The organism is Paenimyroides ummariense, assembly GCF_900115115.1.
GTDB lineage: Bacteria > Bacteroidota > Bacteroidia > Flavobacteriales > Flavobacteriaceae > Flavobacterium > Flavobacterium ummariense.
Genome location: NZ_FOVI01000001.1, coordinates 217,369 through 234,108, shown reverse-complemented (window position 1 = coordinate 234,108; position 16,740 = coordinate 217,369). Strand labels below are relative to the sequence as shown.

Here is a 16,740-nt window from a genome sequence, read left to right as displayed (position 1 = left end):
ACAAAAACTAGTTGTTTTCTTCTTTCTTCTCGTTAGAAGGTTTGTTATCGTTATTTCTGTGTGCTGGCCTGCCTTCTCTGTTTTCAGACTTGCCTTCTCCTTTGTTTTCAGGTTTCCCTTCTGGTTTAGGAGGGCGAGGTAATAATGCCTTGCGCGATACTTTTTCTTTTCTTGTTTTAGGATCTAAACCTAAATACTTAACTTGGAATACATCTCCCATGTTTACTACATCGGTAACGTTTTCTGTGCGTTCCCAAGCTAATTCAGATACGTGTAATAAAACTTCGTTTCCTGGTGCAGCAGTATATTCTACTACAGCGCCAAATTCTAACATTTTAATTACTTTAACTTCGTAAGCTTCGCCAACTTGTGGTTTAAAAGTGATCGATTGGATTTTTGCCAATACTGCATCGATACCTGCTTGATCTGTACCTAAAATTTCAACAATACCTTCTTCGTCAACTTCGGTGATCACAATGGTTGTTCCTGTAGCTTTTTGTAATTCTTGAATTACTTTACCACCCGGACCAATCAACGCACCAATGTAAGCTCCCGGAATTGTTCTTGTGATAATTTTCGGAGCGTGAGCTTTAACTTCTTCGTTAGGTTTAGCTAAAGTTTCTGTCAGTTTCCCTAAAATGTGTAAACGTCCTTCACGAGCCTGCTCTAAAGCTTGTTCCATGATGTCGTATTTCAATCCGTCAATTTTAATATCCATTTGGCAAGCGGTGATACCTTCTGAAGTTCCAGTTACCTTGAAATCCATATCTCCTAAATGATCTTCATCACCTAAAATATCAGATAAAACGGCAAAACGATCTCCGTCTGTAATCAATCCCATCGCGATTCCAGAAACCGGACGAATCATTTGAATACCTGCATCCATCAACGATAAAGTACCTGCACAAACAGTAGCCATTGATGACGATCCGTTTGATTCTAATACTTCAGAAACCACACGGATTGTATAAGGACAATCTGCAGGAATCATGTTTTTTAATGCACGTTGCGCCAAGTTTCCGTGACCAACTTCTCTTCTTGAAGTTCCTCTTAACGGACGAGCTTCTCCTGTTGAAAATGGTGGGAAATTATAGTGTAAGTAGAATTTTTCTTCTCCTTGTTCAGATGGCGAATCAATTACGTTTGCTTCTCTAGAAGTTCCTAAAGTTGCAGTTGCCAATGCTTGTGTTTCACCACGTGTAAACAATGCAGAACCGTGAACAGATGGTAAATAATCTACTTCGCACCAAATGTTTCTGATTTCTGTAGTTTTTCTTCCATCTAAACGAGTTCCTAAATCTAATGTTACGTTACGAACAGCATCTTTGTTTACTTTTTTGAAATATTTAGAAACCAAATCTCCGTTTTCTAATAATTCTTCTTCTGTAAACAACGCAATTACTTCTTCTTTTACAGCGTCAAAAGCCGCAGAACGTTCGTGTTTTGCAGAACCTTTGCTTGCAATAGCGTAAATTTTATCGTAAGCTGCTTCTTTAACTTTTGCTAAAATAGCTTCGTCTTCTCTTTCGCCTTCGTATTCACGAACCGGTTTTTTTCCAAATGCTGCTGCTAATCTTTCTTGCGCATCAATTTGTACTTTAATGTGTTCGTGTGCAAATTTAATGGCTTCAACCATTTCTTTTTCTGAAATTTCTTTCATTTCACCTTCTACCATTGCGATAGAATCTCTTGAAGCACCAATCATCATATCGATATCAGACAATTCTAACTGTGCGCGAGAAGGGTTAATGATGAATTTTCCATCGATACGTCCAACTCTTGCTTCAGAAATCAATGTTTCAAAAGGAATGTCAGACAAAGCAAGTGCTGCCGAAGCTGCCAAACCTGCCAATGCATCAGGCATTACGTCTTCGTCATGAGACATTAACTGAATCATAACCTGAACTTCTGCATGATAATCACTTGGGAAAAGCGGACGCAAAACGCGGTCAACCAATCTCATTGTTAATACTTCGCTATCGCTTGGGCGCGCTTCTCTTTTAAAGAAACCACCTGGAAAACGACCAGCTGCTGCAAATTTCTCGCGATAATCTACCGTTAATGGTAAAAAATCTACGCCCGGACTTGCTTTTTTTGCGGCTACAACGGTACCTAAAATAACCGTTTTGCCAATTCTTACTACTACAGAACCATCGGCTTGTTTTGCTAAACGTCCTGTCTCGATTGTGATGTTTCTGCCATCACCTAAATCGATGCTTTCTACAAATAATTGTGGAATCATAAATTAATTCTCTAATTGATTAAACAATGGGTTGTGTTGTTGTGTTGTTGTTGTGTTCCCAATGAAAAACCAAGCTTTTATGCTTAAATATAATAAAAAAAAGAGGTGCACATGCGCACACCTCTTTGTAATGGATTATTTTCTAATACCCAATTCTTTAATGATTTCACGATATCTGTTGATATCTTTTTTCTTTAAGTAATCTAAAAGACTTCTTCTTTTACCTACTAAAAGAACTAATGAACGCTCTGTATTATAATCGTGACGATTCTTTTTTAAGTGCTCTGTTAAATGCGAAATTCTGAATGTGAATAATGCAATTTGTCCTTCTGCTGAACCTGTGTTCGCTGCAGCACCTCCGTGTTTAGCGAAGATTTCTTCTTTAACTTCTTTAGTTAAATACATGCTAATATTATTTAAATGATTGTTATGTATGTTTGAATTAAAAAATTCGATGCAAATGTACATCTTTTTTTTAATTTGACAATTTTAATTAATCTATTTTGGTTAGGATGATTTCTTTAGTTGAACGTTCTAAACCTTTCCAGATTAAAGTTTTACCATCTTCGCTGGAAGTGATATCATAATTGTCATTAAAAAAATAGTCAGCTAATAATTGATATTCTTCTGGTAAATCATCAAAATTCATTGAAGGTTCTGGAAAATATTTCGGATCGACTTGAATTAAAGAATAAATTGATTTATCATGGAGATTTGGATGTACTAATGATGATCTAAAAGGTATTACTTCTTCATTAAAATAAAAGTTTCCATTAAAGTAAAATCGAACTCTATCATCTTCCATCTCTTTTTCCTCCACATTTACATCAATTCTACCAAGATTGTATAGAATAGTATCATTTTTAATAATTTCGGATCCATTATTGGGTACTACTACCATTTTTTCAATTTTCCAACTACCAGATATTTTAGGTGTATGCTCCTTTAAAAATTCATTATCTCTTTTCTTGAATTCATTTGAATAGTTTATGTCTGATCCATTGTCTGATTCGCAAGAAGTAAAAACAGTTGTTGCAGTTAATAATGATAAAGTAAAAATTTTAATAAGGTGTTTTCTCATGATTTGTTGTTTTTTAACTTTTATACATTTCTGCAATTTCATCGGTAAGCCATTCCAGTAATTCCTGATCTTCATTGGTGAATACGCTTGCGGTGTTTGAATCAATATCGATCTGACCGATGTTGATACCATTTACAATAATTGGTACAACAATTTCCGATTTTACATCAATATTGCACGAAATATAATTGTCTTGCGCAGTAACATCATCAACTAAAAAAGTTTCATTACTTTCGGCTACTTGTCCGCAAATGCCTTTTCCAAACGGAATAATTATGTGGTCTGTAGGTAATCCGGCAAAGGGTCCCAAGTGTAATTCTTGCTTGCTGGTATCGGCAAAATAAAAACCAACCCAATCGTAATGTGCTACATTTAAATGTAAAAGATTACAAATTTCTTGTAATCGTTCATTAATGGTTTTGTCTGATTTTATGATTTCTGTTAAAGAAATCTTTAATTGTGCTCTTTCCATATTCTTTTTTTAGTAAATTTACAAAAAATTAAAACGCAGCAAAATTTAAATGTTTCAACGCTATCTATATAATATTTTATTAGCAGTTGCCGTACTTTTCTCGAATGTAGGGCTGGCTATTAATATTCATTATTGTGGTAACGAAATTGAAAAGGTTGAATTAGGTTACGCTGCGTCTATAAATTGTGCAGAAGACACGCACGAAAAAGCGTGTTGCAAAGAAAAGAACGAAACGGTAAAGAAAGATTGCTGTAAAAACGAAACAATCAAGCAAAAAACAGACGAGGTTGTTATTAAAATTTCTAACGTTCAGCAGTTTTCAGACTTTATAACGCCGGTTGTTTATAAATTTCAGCCGCTTGTTATTTCTAAAATCAATCTGCCAAAGAAAATCAACGTTACTTTTAAATGCGAAAGTAATGCTCCACCTTTATACAAACTCTACAACCAGTATTTGCTGTACGCATAATTACACATTTTTTACCAAAAGAATGTTTAATTAATTATGCAAATTCATGAAATATACCTTAATGCTATTGTGTGCGTTTGGCGTGCACAACATTTATGCCCAAGATACTTACAAGGGTAAAGTTTTAGATACTTACAATACATCTATAGAAAAAGCAAATATTACGGTTAACGACAGCGTTGTTGCCACTACAGATAAATTCGGAATGTTCGAAGTTACTTTAAACGAACCGTCTGTAATTTATATTTATGCTGAAGGATATGAGGTTTTAGAAGCCGAATTAACAGATAAAGACCAATTTTACACATTTCAAATTCAACCAGAAGCAGCCTTAAATGAATTGGTTGTAAACGTAAACAAGAAAAATACCGAACGCAATAAAGGTATTACCAATTCACAAACCATGAACAGTGGTGAGTTGCTAAAAGCGGCTTGTTGTAATTTGGCAGAATCTTTTGAAACAAATCCATCAATCGATGTGAATTTTTCCGATGCCATTTCCGGATCAAAACAAATTAAAATGTTGGGCTTAACAAGTCCTTATATTTTAATTGCTGAAGAAAATATTCCGAGTGTTCGCGGGGCTTCGCAGGCTTACGGTTTATCGTTCACACCGGGAACCTGGGTAGAAAGTATTCAGGTTACCAAAGGTGCGGGAAGTGTAGTAAATGGTTTTGAAAGTATTTCGGGACAGATCAATACTGAATTGATCAAACCTGCAAACGATATTCCTTTCTTTTTGAATTTATACGGATCTACCGATGCGCGTTTTGAATTGAATGCACATTTTAACGAGAAAATTTCAGATAAATGGAGTACTTCGTTATTTGTACATGGAAATACCCGCGTTAAAAAGAACGATATGAATCACGACGGATTTTTAGATAATCCACTGGGAAGTCAGGTAAACGTAATGAACCGTTGGCAGTATCAAAACCTTGAAAAAGGTTGGATTGCCTTTATTACGGCTCGATACATGAAAGACGAAAAGCAAACCGGTGAATTAGATTTTGATAAAGATCAACACAAATTATCAACCTTAAAATGGGGATCTGAACTAAACACCGATAAGTTTGATGCCAGCACAAAAGTTGGTTACGTTTTTCCAGATCAGCCTTACAAAAGCTTTGGTTGGCAAAACTCGTTCAGTTATCATAAACAAAATTCGTATTTTGGTTTAAACCAATTCGATATTACGCAACGCAGCATTTATTCCAACTTTTTATATAGTTCCATCATCAGTAATACGCTGCATAAATTCTCTACCGGAGCAAGTTTTATGCATGATGATTATTCGGAATTCGTAGCAAATTACGGTAGTCAAAATTTCGACAGAATCGATACAAGCTACGGCGCTTTCTTTGAATATACGTATGATAACGCCAATAATTTAGCATTGATTTTAGGTGGAAGAATTGATAATTCTAACCGATTGGGAACTTTTGTAACTCCGCGTATGCATTTGCGTTACAATCCGTGGGAGAAAACAACTGTTCGTGCATCGGCAGGTCGTGGAAAAAGATTAGCGAATATTTTTGCAGAAAACCAGTATTTGTTCGCAAGTTCACGTCAGTTTAATATTTTAAACGAAGGTGGAAAAGCGTACGGAATGGATCCTGAAATTGCTTGGAATTACGGTTTAAGTGTTTCGCAAGATTTTACTTTTTTAGGAAAGAACGCTAGTTTAACGCTTGATTTTTATCGTACCGATTTCCAAAACCAAATTGTAGTTGATATGGATCAATCTGCAAGAACCGTTAATTTTTATAATTTAGAAGGAAAATCGTACGCGAATTCTTTTCAAGCTGAATTGAATTACAATATCATTAAACACTTAAACTTAAGAACAGCGTACAAATATTACGATATTAAAACAACGTACGGCGACAAAACGTTAGAACGTCCATTACAGGCAAAACATCGTTTGTTTGCCAATTTAGAATTTTCTACTCATGAACATAATGGTGCATATTGGAAGTTTGATACTACATGGAACTGGTTAGGTGCACAGCGTTTACCTTATACGGGCGATAATTCGGCAGAAAATCAGTTGACATCATATACCAATCCGTTTTCTACGATCAATGCACAGGTAACAAAAGTGTTTTCTGATAAATTTGAAGTGTATGTAGGTGGCGAAAACATTGGGAATTACCAACAGCACCGTGTAATTTTAGGAGCCGATGATCCGTTTGGCAATGAATTTGATAGTACTATTGTGTACGGACCAATTTTTGGTAAGATGTTCTATGGCGGTTTACGATTTAAAATTAAATAGTATTTTAGTCTAAATTCATAATCTCAAAAGTCTAACATTTGGTTTGTTATTGTCAAATGAAACAATCTTAACGGATAAGCAATTAAACGATTAAACAAATAAACAATTTAAAATATAAAGAAAAATGAAAAAATACTTATTAGTATTATTGGCTGTTTTAGGTGTTGCATTTACAACTACAGCGCAAGAAAAGAAAAACAAAAACGCAAAAGTTGATGTTGAGGTAAAAGGTAACTGCGATATGTGTAAAAAACGTATTGAAAAAGCTGCTTTTAGCGTAAAAGGAGTAAAATCGGCAGAGTGGCATGCAGATGATCAAACGCTTCACTTGATTATCGACGAAAATAAAACAGATGCTTTAAAAATTCAAGAATCGGTTGCTAAAGCTGGTCATGATACAAAAGATGTTAAAGCAACAAAAGAGAACTACGATGGTTTACATGGCTGTTGTAAATACGATCGTGAATCGTAAATAATTTTTTATAACCCCGAAATTTATTCGGGGTTATTTTATGTTAATGCGAACTCAGCATGTTTTTTGGATCTAAATAAGTATCCAATTGTTCTTTTGTTAAAATATTTTGTTCAATAATTAAATCATAAACGCTGCGGTTTTCTTGCAATGCCTGTTTGGCAATTTTAGTACTATTTTTATAACCTATTATTGGGTTTAAAGCTGTAACAATACCAATGCTGTTTTGTACTTCGTTTCTTAAATGGTCGGTGTTTGCTGTGATTCCTTCAATACATTCAACACGTAGTGTGTCAATGGCGTTTGTTAATATTTCAATCGAATCAAATAAGGTCAATGCAATAATTGGTTCCATAACATTTAATTGTAATTGTCCGGCTTCGGCAGCTAAACTCACGGTTAGTTCGTTCCCAATTATTTTAAAACAAACCTGATTCACCACTTCCGGAATTACCGGATTTACTTTACCCGGCATAATTGACGATCCCGGTTGTTTTGGCGGTAAGTTAATTTCGTACAAACCAGTTCGCGGTCCCGATGTTAACAATCGTAAATCGTTACAGATTTTAGATAATTTTACAGCCAACTTTTTTAACGCGCTGGCATAACCTACAAAACTGCTGGTATCAGATGTTGCTTCGACTAAATTTTCTGCCAACTTAACCGGTTCGTTTAAAAGAGTTGCCAATTTTTCTGCACAAAGTTGTGCGTAACCTTTCGGAGCGTTTAATCCGGTGCCGATGGCGGTTGCGCCCATATTTACTTCTAAAAACTGAAAAGCCTGATCTTGTAAATACGGAATTTCTTTTTTCAGTGTAAATGCAAATGCTTCAAATTCCTGACCTAAAGTCATTGGAACGGCATCTTGCAATTGGGTTCGCCCCATTTTAATAACGTTTTCAAACTCTTTCGCTTTTCTATCCAAAGCAAAAAACAATTTTTCTAACGCATTAGTAACTTGTTTCGATGATTGAAATAGTGCCAGTTTTAATGCCGAAGGATACGCATCGTTAGTAGATTGTGATAGATTCACATGATCGTTCGGAGAACAATACTGATAATCTCCTTTTTGATGCCCCAGTTTTTCCAGAGCAATATTCGCAATTACCTCGTTGGCATTCATATTTACCGAAGTTCCTGCACCACCCTGAATCATATCAATAGGAAACTGCTCAAAATACTGGTCTTTCAGAATATCTAAACAAGCTTGCGAAATAGCATCTTTCAGTGTTTCGTTGATCAATCCTAATTCAAAATTCGTTTCAACAGCCGCTAATTTCACAACCGCTAACGATTTTATAAAAATGGGATACTGATATAATTTGTGGTTCGATATTTTAAAGTTGTTAATAGCGCGTTGGGTTTGCACGCCGTAGTAGGCATTTTCGGGTATCTGTAAATCGCCTAATAAATCAGTTTCTGTCCGAAAAGAGTTCATGCTTTTTGTTTAAAATTACAAAAAATCTTTCAACCTACTTTTAATTTAAACGGAATATTAACAAATAAATAATTTAGCAGTTAAAAGAAATAATACGCGTTTGGTATGTGATTTATCTCGTTTTCTTTACCTATAACAACCGAAATAATATCCAGACTTACCTCTAAATCCAAATCTTTTTCTATGATGTACGCATTGGTAGCTTCTAAAATAAGTTTGATTTTTTTGTTGTTCACAAAGCTTTCGGGCTCGCCAAAATGAGTCGATGTTCTGGTTTTGACTTCGATAATTGCTAAAATATTTTCTTTAGCAGCGATAATATCTATTTCGGCTTTTTTGTAACGATAATTCGTTTCAAGAATAACATAATTGTTGGCTACTAAAAATTCTTTAGCCAATTGTTCGCCTTGTTTTCCAGTATCGTTATGCGTTGCCATTTTAAATATATTTTAGAGATGTAGATTCGTTATTGATGTTTAACGAAACTTTTGTTCCCAAATTTAAAGCACGATTATCAGGAATGTGACCCGCAGGAAAATCAAAACAAATTGGGAAATTGTATTCTTTGCAAAGATCCAAAACAATCTGCTTAACATCATATCCAAAAGGAATCTGGTTGTCGTGCATATCGGTCATTCCGCCAATAATCAATCCATTTAAATCATCGAAATAACCATTGCGTTTTAAGTTGTAAAACATTCGGTCGATATGATACAAATATTCATCTAAATCTTCCAAATACAATATTTTATTTTTTGTGTTGATGGATGATTTCGATCCTAACAAACTATAAATAATCGATAAATTTCCGCCAACAAGCAAACCTTCTGCATTGCCGGTTTTATTACTTGAATTCGATGGAATTTCAATTTGATAATCTTCATTAAATAAAGCCTGACGCAATGTTTCTTTAGCTTCGTTCAACGCTTTTGGTACAGAATACGGCATAATGGCGTGCAAAGTGGCGATGCCCAAATTGTGAATATGGCTGTGTAAAACGGTAATGTCGCTAAAGCCAATGACCCATTTTGGATTTTTTACGAATTTAGAAAAATCGAGTTTATCAATGATTCGAACGGTTCCGTAACCACCGCGCGCAATCCAAATGGCTTTAATAGAATCGTCATCCATCATACGCTGTAAATCATCTGTTCGTTGTTCGTCGGTTCCACCTAATTGATTCGCGTTAATGTCAATAGTGGATCCAAAAACAATGTTCAATCCCCACGATTCAAAAAGTGAAACGGCTTCTTGAGCTTCATCTCTGGTAAAACTTCTTGCGGTACAAACCATTGCTACGGTATCGCCTTTTTGTAAATATGCGGGAATTTTCATGATGATAATTTTAAACAAAAATAGTTTTTAATTGATATTTAGAAAACTATGTTGGTTTTATTTTACGACATATTTCACAGATTTTTTTGAATGATGATAAATTATGTAAAACCTGAAATAGATCTTATTAACTTAAATATCATTAGCATATTGTTGTTTGTTATCCTGCAAGGTCTTTTTTAGACCTTGTAGGTATAATATATGTGCAAATTACATATCTACAAGGTTTTTAAAACCTTGCAGAATATAAAGATTAATGAAAATGTCAAACAATAAATAACATTTCTTTAAGTTTTGGTCTATTTAACCATAACCAAAAAATGATTAAATTTGTAGAAATTTTAATTTAACAGATCATGTATCCAGAAGAAATAGTAAAACCAATGCAGGCTGAATTAACTTCGGCAGGTTTTGAAGCATTATATACATCAGAAGAAGTTGAAAACGCTTTATCAAAAGAAGGAACAACATTAGTAGTTGTAAATTCGGTTTGTGGTTGTGCGGCGAGAAATGCACGTCCGGGCGCAATTATGAGTTTAAACAACGGTAAAAAACCAGAAAATATTGTAACGGTTTTTGCAGGTGTAAACAAAGAAGCGGTTGATACAGCACGCGAAAAAATGTTTCCATTTCCACCATCATCACCATCTATGGCATTGTTCAAAAACGGAGAATTGGTGCACATGTTAGAGCGTCATCATATCGAAGGCCATCCGGCAGAAATTATTTCAGAAAACCTAAAAGAAGCTTACAACGAACATTGTTAATCTTTTAACTGAAAAAATATATAAAAATCTATCGAATTTCGGTAGATTTTTTTATTTGTCGTATATTTGAACATAAATTACGAAAAGTGCACAAAATTTTATCTTATCCGTTAAGTATTGTATATTATTTGTTCTTAAGCTTAAGCTTATTAATTTTTCATCCGATACAATGGATTTGTTTGAATTTATTTGGATACCAGGCACATACACGCAGCGTTGTTATACTACAATGGTTTCTAATGCGCAGTGCCAATGTTTTAGGGACAACTTTTGCAGTAAAAGGGCTTGAAAAATTACCTGTAAACAAACCAATTATTTATGTATCAAACCACCAATCAATGTTTGATATTGTTTCAATGATCTGGTTTTTACGAAAAACACATCCAAAATTTGTAAGTAAAAAAGAATTAGGTAAGGGTATACCAAGTGTTTCGTATAATTTAAAACACGGCGGATCGGTTTTAATAGATCGTAACGATCCAAAACAAGCACTACCTGCCATTAAAGGTTTGGGCGAATACATACAGAAACACAACCGTTCTGCAGTAATTTTTCCCGAAGGAACACGATCTAAAAACGGTGCTCCAAAACGCTTTTCAGAAAACGGCGTAAAAATGCTTTGCAAATTTGCACCCGATGCTTATTTGGTGCCTTTAACAATAAATAATTCTTGGAAAATGTTTCGTTTCGGAATGTTTCCAATGGGATTAGGAAGCGCAATAACATTAGAAGTACACGAAGCAATGAAAGTTTCAGACTACGATTTTGCCACCTTATTCCAAAAAACCGAAGAAGCAATCGTTTCTTCCATAAAATAACACAACGCAAGTTGTACAAAAAACAGTAAAAATGTCTATTCAAAATGTTCGATTAGAAGTAATGCAGTTCTTGGAAAAGAACATAGATACTTTTGTGCAGAATTATTTAATTCCTGTAGAAAAGATCTGGCAGCCTTCAGATATGTTACCCGATTCACGCAACGAAAACTTTTTAGAAGAAGTTCGTGAACTACAAGCTTATGCAAAAGAATTACCTTACGATTTCTGGGTGGTTTTAGTAGGCGATACCATTACCGAAGAAGCGTTACCAACGTATGAATCTTGGTTGATGGATGTAGAAGGTGTTGACCAAATGGGAGGCGAAGATGGTAGTGGAAACGGATGGGCAAAATGGATTCGTCACTGGACGGGTGAAGAAAACCGTCATGGTGATCTTTTAAACAAATATCTGTACTTATCTGGGCGTGTAAACATGCGCGAGGTAGAAGTTACCACTCAATATTTAATTAACGATGGTTTTGACCCGGGAACAGACCGCGATCCGTATAAAAACTTTGTGTTTACCAGTTTTCAGGAATTGGCAACGTATGTATCGCACAACCGAGTGGCACAGTTGGCTAAAAAGCATGGGGATCATAAACTATCAAAGATTTGTAAGTTGATTGCGGGCGATGAAATGCGTCACCATCATGCGTATTCAGAGTTTGTTGAGCGAATTTTTCAGGTAGATCCTTCGGAAATGATGAAAGCTTTTCATTACATGATGAAGAAAAAAATTACTATGCCGGCAAATTTAATTCGTGAATCGGGCGGAGCGATTGGCGATGCATTCCATAATTTTTCAGAATCGGCACAGCGTATCGGTGTTTACACATCTATGGATTACGTAGATATTTTAAACAAGCTGATTAAACGTTGGGAAATCGATAAAATTACTAATTTGACCGATGAAGCAGAAAAAGCGAGAGATTACCTGATGAAATTACCAGACCGTATGGCAAAATTAGCTGAGCGTATGAAGATTTCAGACGAATCGCACGTTTTTAAATGGGTGACACCAGCAATTGTAAAATAATATAAAGCCGATAGAAATATCGGCTTTTTTAATCTTTGGTAAATCGTGTGTCACGTGTTAACCCGCAATTCGTCAGTTCGAGCGAAGTCGAGACTTTTCAATGAAAATATAGTCTAATTAAAATACTAAAATGAATTACATAGATCAAACCATAAATTTTGTTAAGAAAGAATTAGAAGGTGCCGAAACCGGTCACGACTGGTTTCATATTCAACGTGTATATAACAATGCGTTGAATCTTTTAAAAACCGAAGAAGCAAATGAACAAGTTGTTGTTTTAGGAGCTTTGTTGCACGATATCGCCGACAGTAAATTCCATAACGGCAATGAAACAATTGGTCCTAAAAAAGCAATGGAATTTATGACATCTATTGATATTATTGATGAGGTTAAAGATCATGTTGTAAAAATCATCGAAAACATTTCTTTTAAAGGTGGAAATTTCAACAAAACGTTTCATTCTAAAGAATTAGATATTGTTCAAGATGCAGATCGTTTAGATGCTATTGGCGCCATTGGTATTGCCCGGACTTTTAATTACGGCGGATACAAAAACAATGGGTTGTATGACCCGGAAATTCAGCCAAAATTAAAAATGACCAAAGAAGAATACAAGAATCATAAAGGAACAACCATTAATCATTTCTACGAAAAATTATTGCTGCTTAAAGATTTAATGAATACCGAAACCGGTAAAAAAATCGCAGAAAACCGTCACCAATATATGGAAGGTTTTTTAGAACAGTTTTATAACGAATGGGAAGGAAAAGCGTAAGAATAAATAGCTCCTTAAAATTTAAGGAGCTTATTGTTATTTCTTTTCAGGTGTTTCGTTAATAACACGAATAGGTGATGCAGCAAAAGGATTGCTGAATCCGCCTTCGTAAATGGCATTTTTAATTTCGTCTTGTATTTCAAAGTTTAACGAACCAAAATCTGCTTTTGCAGCCCAAACACGAACGGTTAAGACAACACCACTTGCGGCTAATTCTTTTACAAAAATCTCTGGTTTTGGATCTTGTAAAACTCGGCTGTCGGTAGCTAGTTTGCTTTCTATTGCCTGTTGTACTTTTTGAATGTTATCTGCATAGCTTACGGTTAAAGCAAATTCAATTCTGCGTTTTGATATCTTCGAGAAATTTCTGATTACAGAATTTGCCAAAGCTCCATTCGGACTAAAAACTTTTATTCCTTGTGCGTTGTTTAAAGTGGTGTATAATAGATCGATTTTTTCTACGGTTCCATCGGTTCCGGCAGAGTTTTCTATGTAATCGCCTACTTCAAACGGACGGAATAATAAAATCAACACACCACCTGCAAAATTCGATAATGATCCTTGCAAAGCCAAACCTGCTGCCAAGACTAAACCTGATAATGCTCCTAAAATCGCGGTTGTTTGAAAACCAAGATTTCCTGCTACCGATAAAATCAATAAAGCATACAAAACAAATTTAATGATTGATAGTAAGAAACCCCGTAAGGAAAGATCAACATTGCGTTTTTCAAATCGTTTTTTTACAAGTTTTAAAACTGTTCGTATAATGAATAATCCAATGATTAAAACTAATATTGCAGCAATTATTGACGGAATAGCATCAATAAACTTAACGACTAATAATTCAAAATAATCGGAAATTTTTGTTACAGAACCTACAACACCTTCTTTAACATTTTCTGGATTAACGACGTTTAATAATTTTTCTTTTTCTGTAGTTAACGATGGAGTTTCTTTTACAACGGTAACTAATGAATCTTTTTTCATGTTCTCAATTTTTTTACAAAAATAAAAAAGAGATGTTTATCACATCTCTCTTTATAAAATATTTATGTTTTTTAGATCGCTAATTTTTTAGCAATTGCTTTTGGTAAAGCATTTTTGTGAACCATTACATCGGTTGCTTTGTACTTCATAAATTCTTTAGTCATGTACATGTATCCTTTGTAATCGTTAGATAATCCCCAAGAGTTTTTAACAATATAATACTCTTTACCGTTTTGATCTTTCGCAATACCCACAATGTGCATTCCGTGATCATCGGTAGTTTCGTAATTGTCAAACGCTTTTTGGCGGTCTGCATCGGTAACTTTTTTCTCTGGTTTTGGTCCGTTGAACATATCTGCTTTTTGTTCTGCAGTCATTTGTGCAAAATCAATTTCAGGAATGTAAGCTATACCATTTTTCCAGCTAAATCCTTTTTCAGAAACATCGCCACCCCAAGCAACAGTATAACCGTTTTTCAAAGCGTTGTCAACAATTTCTACTAATTCATCTTGTTTCACATTCCAAACTTGATCAAAAGCCCAGTTGTCAGGAACCAACAAAGTGAATTTTGAATAGTATGGATATTCTGTAAACGAAGAAACTTCTACATAATCATCTGGGTTGATCCCAACCACTTGGTCTGCAAATGTTTTAGGCGTGTATTTTTTACCTTCGTATGTAAATTCTTTAGGAGCAGTACCTAAATAGGTGTCAATAACAGCTGTGTAAGCAGTTAACCAGTTTTCTGATAATTTATCGTTTTTAATAACCGATGCCAAAACAGATTCGGTAATTTTGCTCATTTCAGAGAAGTTGTTACGTGTTTGCCCTTCTTGTAAGCCCGAATAAGCCGATCTTGGAACCGTACCGTATTTTTTGTACATGTTCATAACATCGTGAAAAGCACCACCTTCGCCCAACGTAACTGCACCATGCATTTTTACATACATTTTACCTTTTTCGATATACGCGTTACGAGCTGTGAAGATTTGAGCTAATTCAACAGGTTTTTTACCCATGCGAATCATTTCAGATTCAATGAATGAATTTCCTGAATAAGACCAACAAGTTCCAGATGAACCTTGATCTTTAACCGAAGTGTTTTCTAAGTTAATTACATCGGTAAACGTAAAATGATCTTTACTGTTGGCACTTTGGTTTGCCTTTACCTTATTCATTAAATCGTCTTGTGCCGATACATTTGAAGTTGCAGCTAAAGCAATTAATACCGCCGCAAATAATGGTTTTAATTTTAAACGAAACATATTGTTATTTGAATATTTTTAATAGTAAGTACGAATTTATGCAATTTGTTACATAACTAAATGAAATGTTTAATTTTTTTGAAAAACATAGTAGTAATTTTTGTTTTGCACTAACTTTACTTTTTGGATTTTTTTATGGAAATTAAAGAACAAAATATACTTACCAAACCCATATTATGGTTTCTTACAATTAGTACAGGTTTAATTGTTGCGAATATTTATTACAACCAACCTTTGTTAGGTTTAATTGCAAAAGATTTTGACATTACAGAAAGTAAAGCAGTTAAAATAGCAATGCTTACACAAATGGGTTATGCCTTAGGTTTGTTTTTAATAATTCCCTTAGGAGATAAAATAGCACGTAAAAAGTTGATTTTATTCAGCATGTTTCTTACTATGCTTTTTTTGCTAACTATAGCTACAGTTACTAACTTGATGTTATTGTATGTGGTTAGTTTTGCTTTAGGAGTAGTTTCGGTTGTTCCGCAGCTTTTTATACCCATGGTTGCCGAACTTTCTACCGAAAATACCCGTACACAAAATATCGGCATGGTTATGTCTGGCTTGTTAATAGGTATTTTAGCATCAAGAATGATTAGTGGTATAGTTGGTGATTATTTTGGTTGGCGGTTTATGTTTTACATTGCTTTGGGGTTAATGATACTTACAACAATTTTTATTTATTTGTTGTTGCCACAAACATATCCTCACTTTAAAGGAAGTTATATTTCACTACTAAAATCGGTTGCTCATTTTGCTAAAACAGAACCTGTATTACAATTAGCATCCTTGCGTGGAGCTTTATCGGCAATTTTTACTACTTTGGTTTTTCATTTAGAAGAAGCTCCTTTTTTAGCAGACGCAAGTGTTGCGGGAATGTTTGGTTTGGTGGGAGCAGTAGGCGCTGTTGCTGCAGCTTCAGTGGGCAGGTTTACACGTTATGTTTCTAAAAATACAATTATAAGTGTCTCTCTTTTAATTATATTGTTAAGCTGGATGTTTACCTATTTTGCAGGCTATACTTATTGGGGATTGATAGTGGGTTTTATACTGATTGATTTTGGACTACAGTCGAGCCACATTATGAACCAAAGCGTGTTTTTTGCAATAAATATTAAGGCAACCAATCGTTTAAACACAGTTTATATGGTATCGTATTTTTTAGGTGGATCATTAGGAACACTTTTAGGAGCTATTGCTTGGGAGCATTATGGATGGGCAGGTGTTTGTTGTATAGGTGTAATATTCACTGTTTTTGCATTATTAGCTCACATTTCGTTGTATAAAAAAGTAGAAAGATAGTGT

Annotated in this window: 17 protein-coding genes; 8 read left to right on the top strand and 9 right to left on the bottom strand. The window is 34.6% G+C overall.

The genetic code is table 11. The annotated features are described in order from the left end of the window. Positions 1-7: 7 nt before the first annotated feature. From BM253_RS01215 to BM253_RS01200, 4 genes are all read right to left on the bottom strand, one after another. Positions 8-2,242 (bottom strand): polyribonucleotide nucleotidyltransferase, encoded by a 2,235-nt coding sequence (locus BM253_RS01215; RefSeq protein WP_091517773.1) that lies wholly within the window; start codon positions 2,240-2,242, stop codon positions 8-10. Between the two features lie 135 nt (positions 2,243-2,377). After that, the gene (gene rpsO, locus BM253_RS01210; RefSeq protein WP_091517771.1) at positions 2,378-2,647 is read right to left on the bottom strand and encodes a 30S ribosomal protein S15; all 270 of its coding nucleotides are present in this window, start codon (positions 2,645-2,647) and stop codon (positions 2,378-2,380) included. 88 nt (positions 2,648-2,735) lie between these two features. Then, entirely contained in the window at positions 2,736-3,323 is a 588-nt protein-coding gene (locus BM253_RS01205) for a hypothetical protein (protein ID WP_143095557.1), read from the bottom strand. Between the two features lie 13 nt (positions 3,324-3,336). Continuing rightward, the gene (locus tag BM253_RS01200) at positions 3,337-3,795 is read right to left on the bottom strand and encodes a GAF domain-containing protein (RefSeq protein WP_091517766.1); all 459 of its coding nucleotides are present in this window, start codon (positions 3,793-3,795) and stop codon (positions 3,337-3,339) included. A gap of 49 nt (positions 3,796-3,844) precedes the next feature. On the opposite strand from BM253_RS01200, the gene BM253_RS01195 reads away from it, so the two are divergent. The 3 genes from BM253_RS01195 to BM253_RS01185 all read left to right on the top strand — a co-directional run bounded on the left by BM253_RS01195 (position 3,845) and on the right by BM253_RS01185 (position 7,014). After that, positions 3,845-4,264, top strand: coding sequence for an HYC_CC_PP family protein (locus BM253_RS01195; RefSeq protein WP_091517764.1), 420 nt, complete (start codon positions 3,845-3,847; stop codon positions 4,262-4,264). Positions 4,265-4,310: 46 nt separating this feature from the next. After that, a complete protein-coding gene (locus BM253_RS01190; RefSeq protein WP_091517762.1) occupies positions 4,311-6,542 on the top strand; it encodes a TonB-dependent receptor plug domain-containing protein in 2,232 nt (743 codons plus the stop codon). Between the two features lie 124 nt (positions 6,543-6,666). Next, positions 6,667-7,014: a heavy-metal-associated domain-containing protein gene (locus tag BM253_RS01185; protein WP_091517760.1), complete on the top strand. Its 348-nt coding sequence runs from the start codon at positions 6,667-6,669 to the stop codon at positions 7,012-7,014. Positions 7,015-7,057: 43 nt separating this feature from the next. Here the strand turns inward: BM253_RS01185 and aspA are convergent, their stop codons facing one another. From aspA to BM253_RS01170, 3 genes are all read right to left on the bottom strand, one after another. Continuing rightward, a complete protein-coding gene (aspA, locus tag BM253_RS01180; RefSeq protein WP_091517757.1) occupies positions 7,058-8,452 on the bottom strand; it encodes an aspartate ammonia-lyase in 1,395 nt (464 codons plus the stop codon). A gap of 80 nt (positions 8,453-8,532) precedes the next feature. After that, a complete protein-coding gene (locus BM253_RS01175) occupies positions 8,533-8,889 on the bottom strand; it encodes a YraN family protein (RefSeq protein WP_091517754.1) in 357 nt (118 codons plus the stop codon). Position 8,890: 1 nt separating this feature from the next. Beyond that, the gene (locus BM253_RS01170; protein ID WP_091517752.1) at positions 8,891-9,787 is read right to left on the bottom strand and encodes a S66 peptidase family protein; all 897 of its coding nucleotides are present in this window, start codon (positions 9,785-9,787) and stop codon (positions 8,891-8,893) included. A gap of 356 nt (positions 9,788-10,143) precedes the next feature. Here BM253_RS01170 and BM253_RS01165 point away from each other — a divergent pair, with 356 nt between their 5' ends. The 4 genes from BM253_RS01165 to BM253_RS01150 all read left to right on the top strand — a co-directional run bounded on the left by BM253_RS01165 (position 10,144) and on the right by BM253_RS01150 (position 13,183). Then, entirely contained in the window at positions 10,144-10,554 is a 411-nt protein-coding gene (locus tag BM253_RS01165; protein ID WP_091517749.1) for a BrxA/BrxB family bacilliredoxin, read from the top strand. Between the two features lie 86 nt (positions 10,555-10,640). Beyond that, positions 10,641-11,372 (top strand): lysophospholipid acyltransferase family protein, encoded by a 732-nt coding sequence (locus tag BM253_RS01160; protein WP_091517748.1) that lies wholly within the window; start codon positions 10,641-10,643, stop codon positions 11,370-11,372. 31 nt (positions 11,373-11,403) lie between these two features. Next, positions 11,404-12,408: an acyl-ACP desaturase gene (locus BM253_RS01155; RefSeq protein WP_091517747.1), complete on the top strand. Its 1,005-nt coding sequence runs from the start codon at positions 11,404-11,406 to the stop codon at positions 12,406-12,408. A 130-nt stretch (positions 12,409-12,538) separates the two neighbouring features. Next, complete coding sequence (locus tag BM253_RS01150; RefSeq protein WP_091517745.1) at positions 12,539-13,183, top strand: HD domain-containing protein; 645 nt, start codon at positions 12,539-12,541, stop codon at positions 13,181-13,183. Between the two features lie 36 nt (positions 13,184-13,219). Here BM253_RS01150 and BM253_RS01145 read toward each other — a convergent pair whose 3' ends face one another. Both BM253_RS01145 and BM253_RS01140 read right to left on the bottom strand, forming a co-directional pair. After that, positions 13,220-14,170 carry a mechanosensitive ion channel family protein gene (locus BM253_RS01145; protein WP_091517742.1) on the bottom strand — a complete coding sequence of 317 codons (951 nt, stop codon included), beginning with the start codon at positions 14,168-14,170 and terminating at the stop codon, positions 13,220-13,222. 71 nt (positions 14,171-14,241) lie between these two features. Continuing rightward, the gene (locus tag BM253_RS01140) at positions 14,242-15,435 is read right to left on the bottom strand and encodes a C1 family peptidase (RefSeq protein ID WP_091517739.1); all 1,194 of its coding nucleotides are present in this window, start codon (positions 15,433-15,435) and stop codon (positions 14,242-14,244) included. Between the two features lie 135 nt (positions 15,436-15,570). Between BM253_RS01140 and BM253_RS01135 the strand changes: the two genes are divergently transcribed. Beyond that, the gene (locus tag BM253_RS01135) at positions 15,571-16,737 is read left to right on the top strand and encodes an MFS transporter (RefSeq protein WP_091517736.1); all 1,167 of its coding nucleotides are present in this window, start codon (positions 15,571-15,573) and stop codon (positions 16,735-16,737) included. Positions 16,738-16,740: the final 3 nt, after the last annotated feature.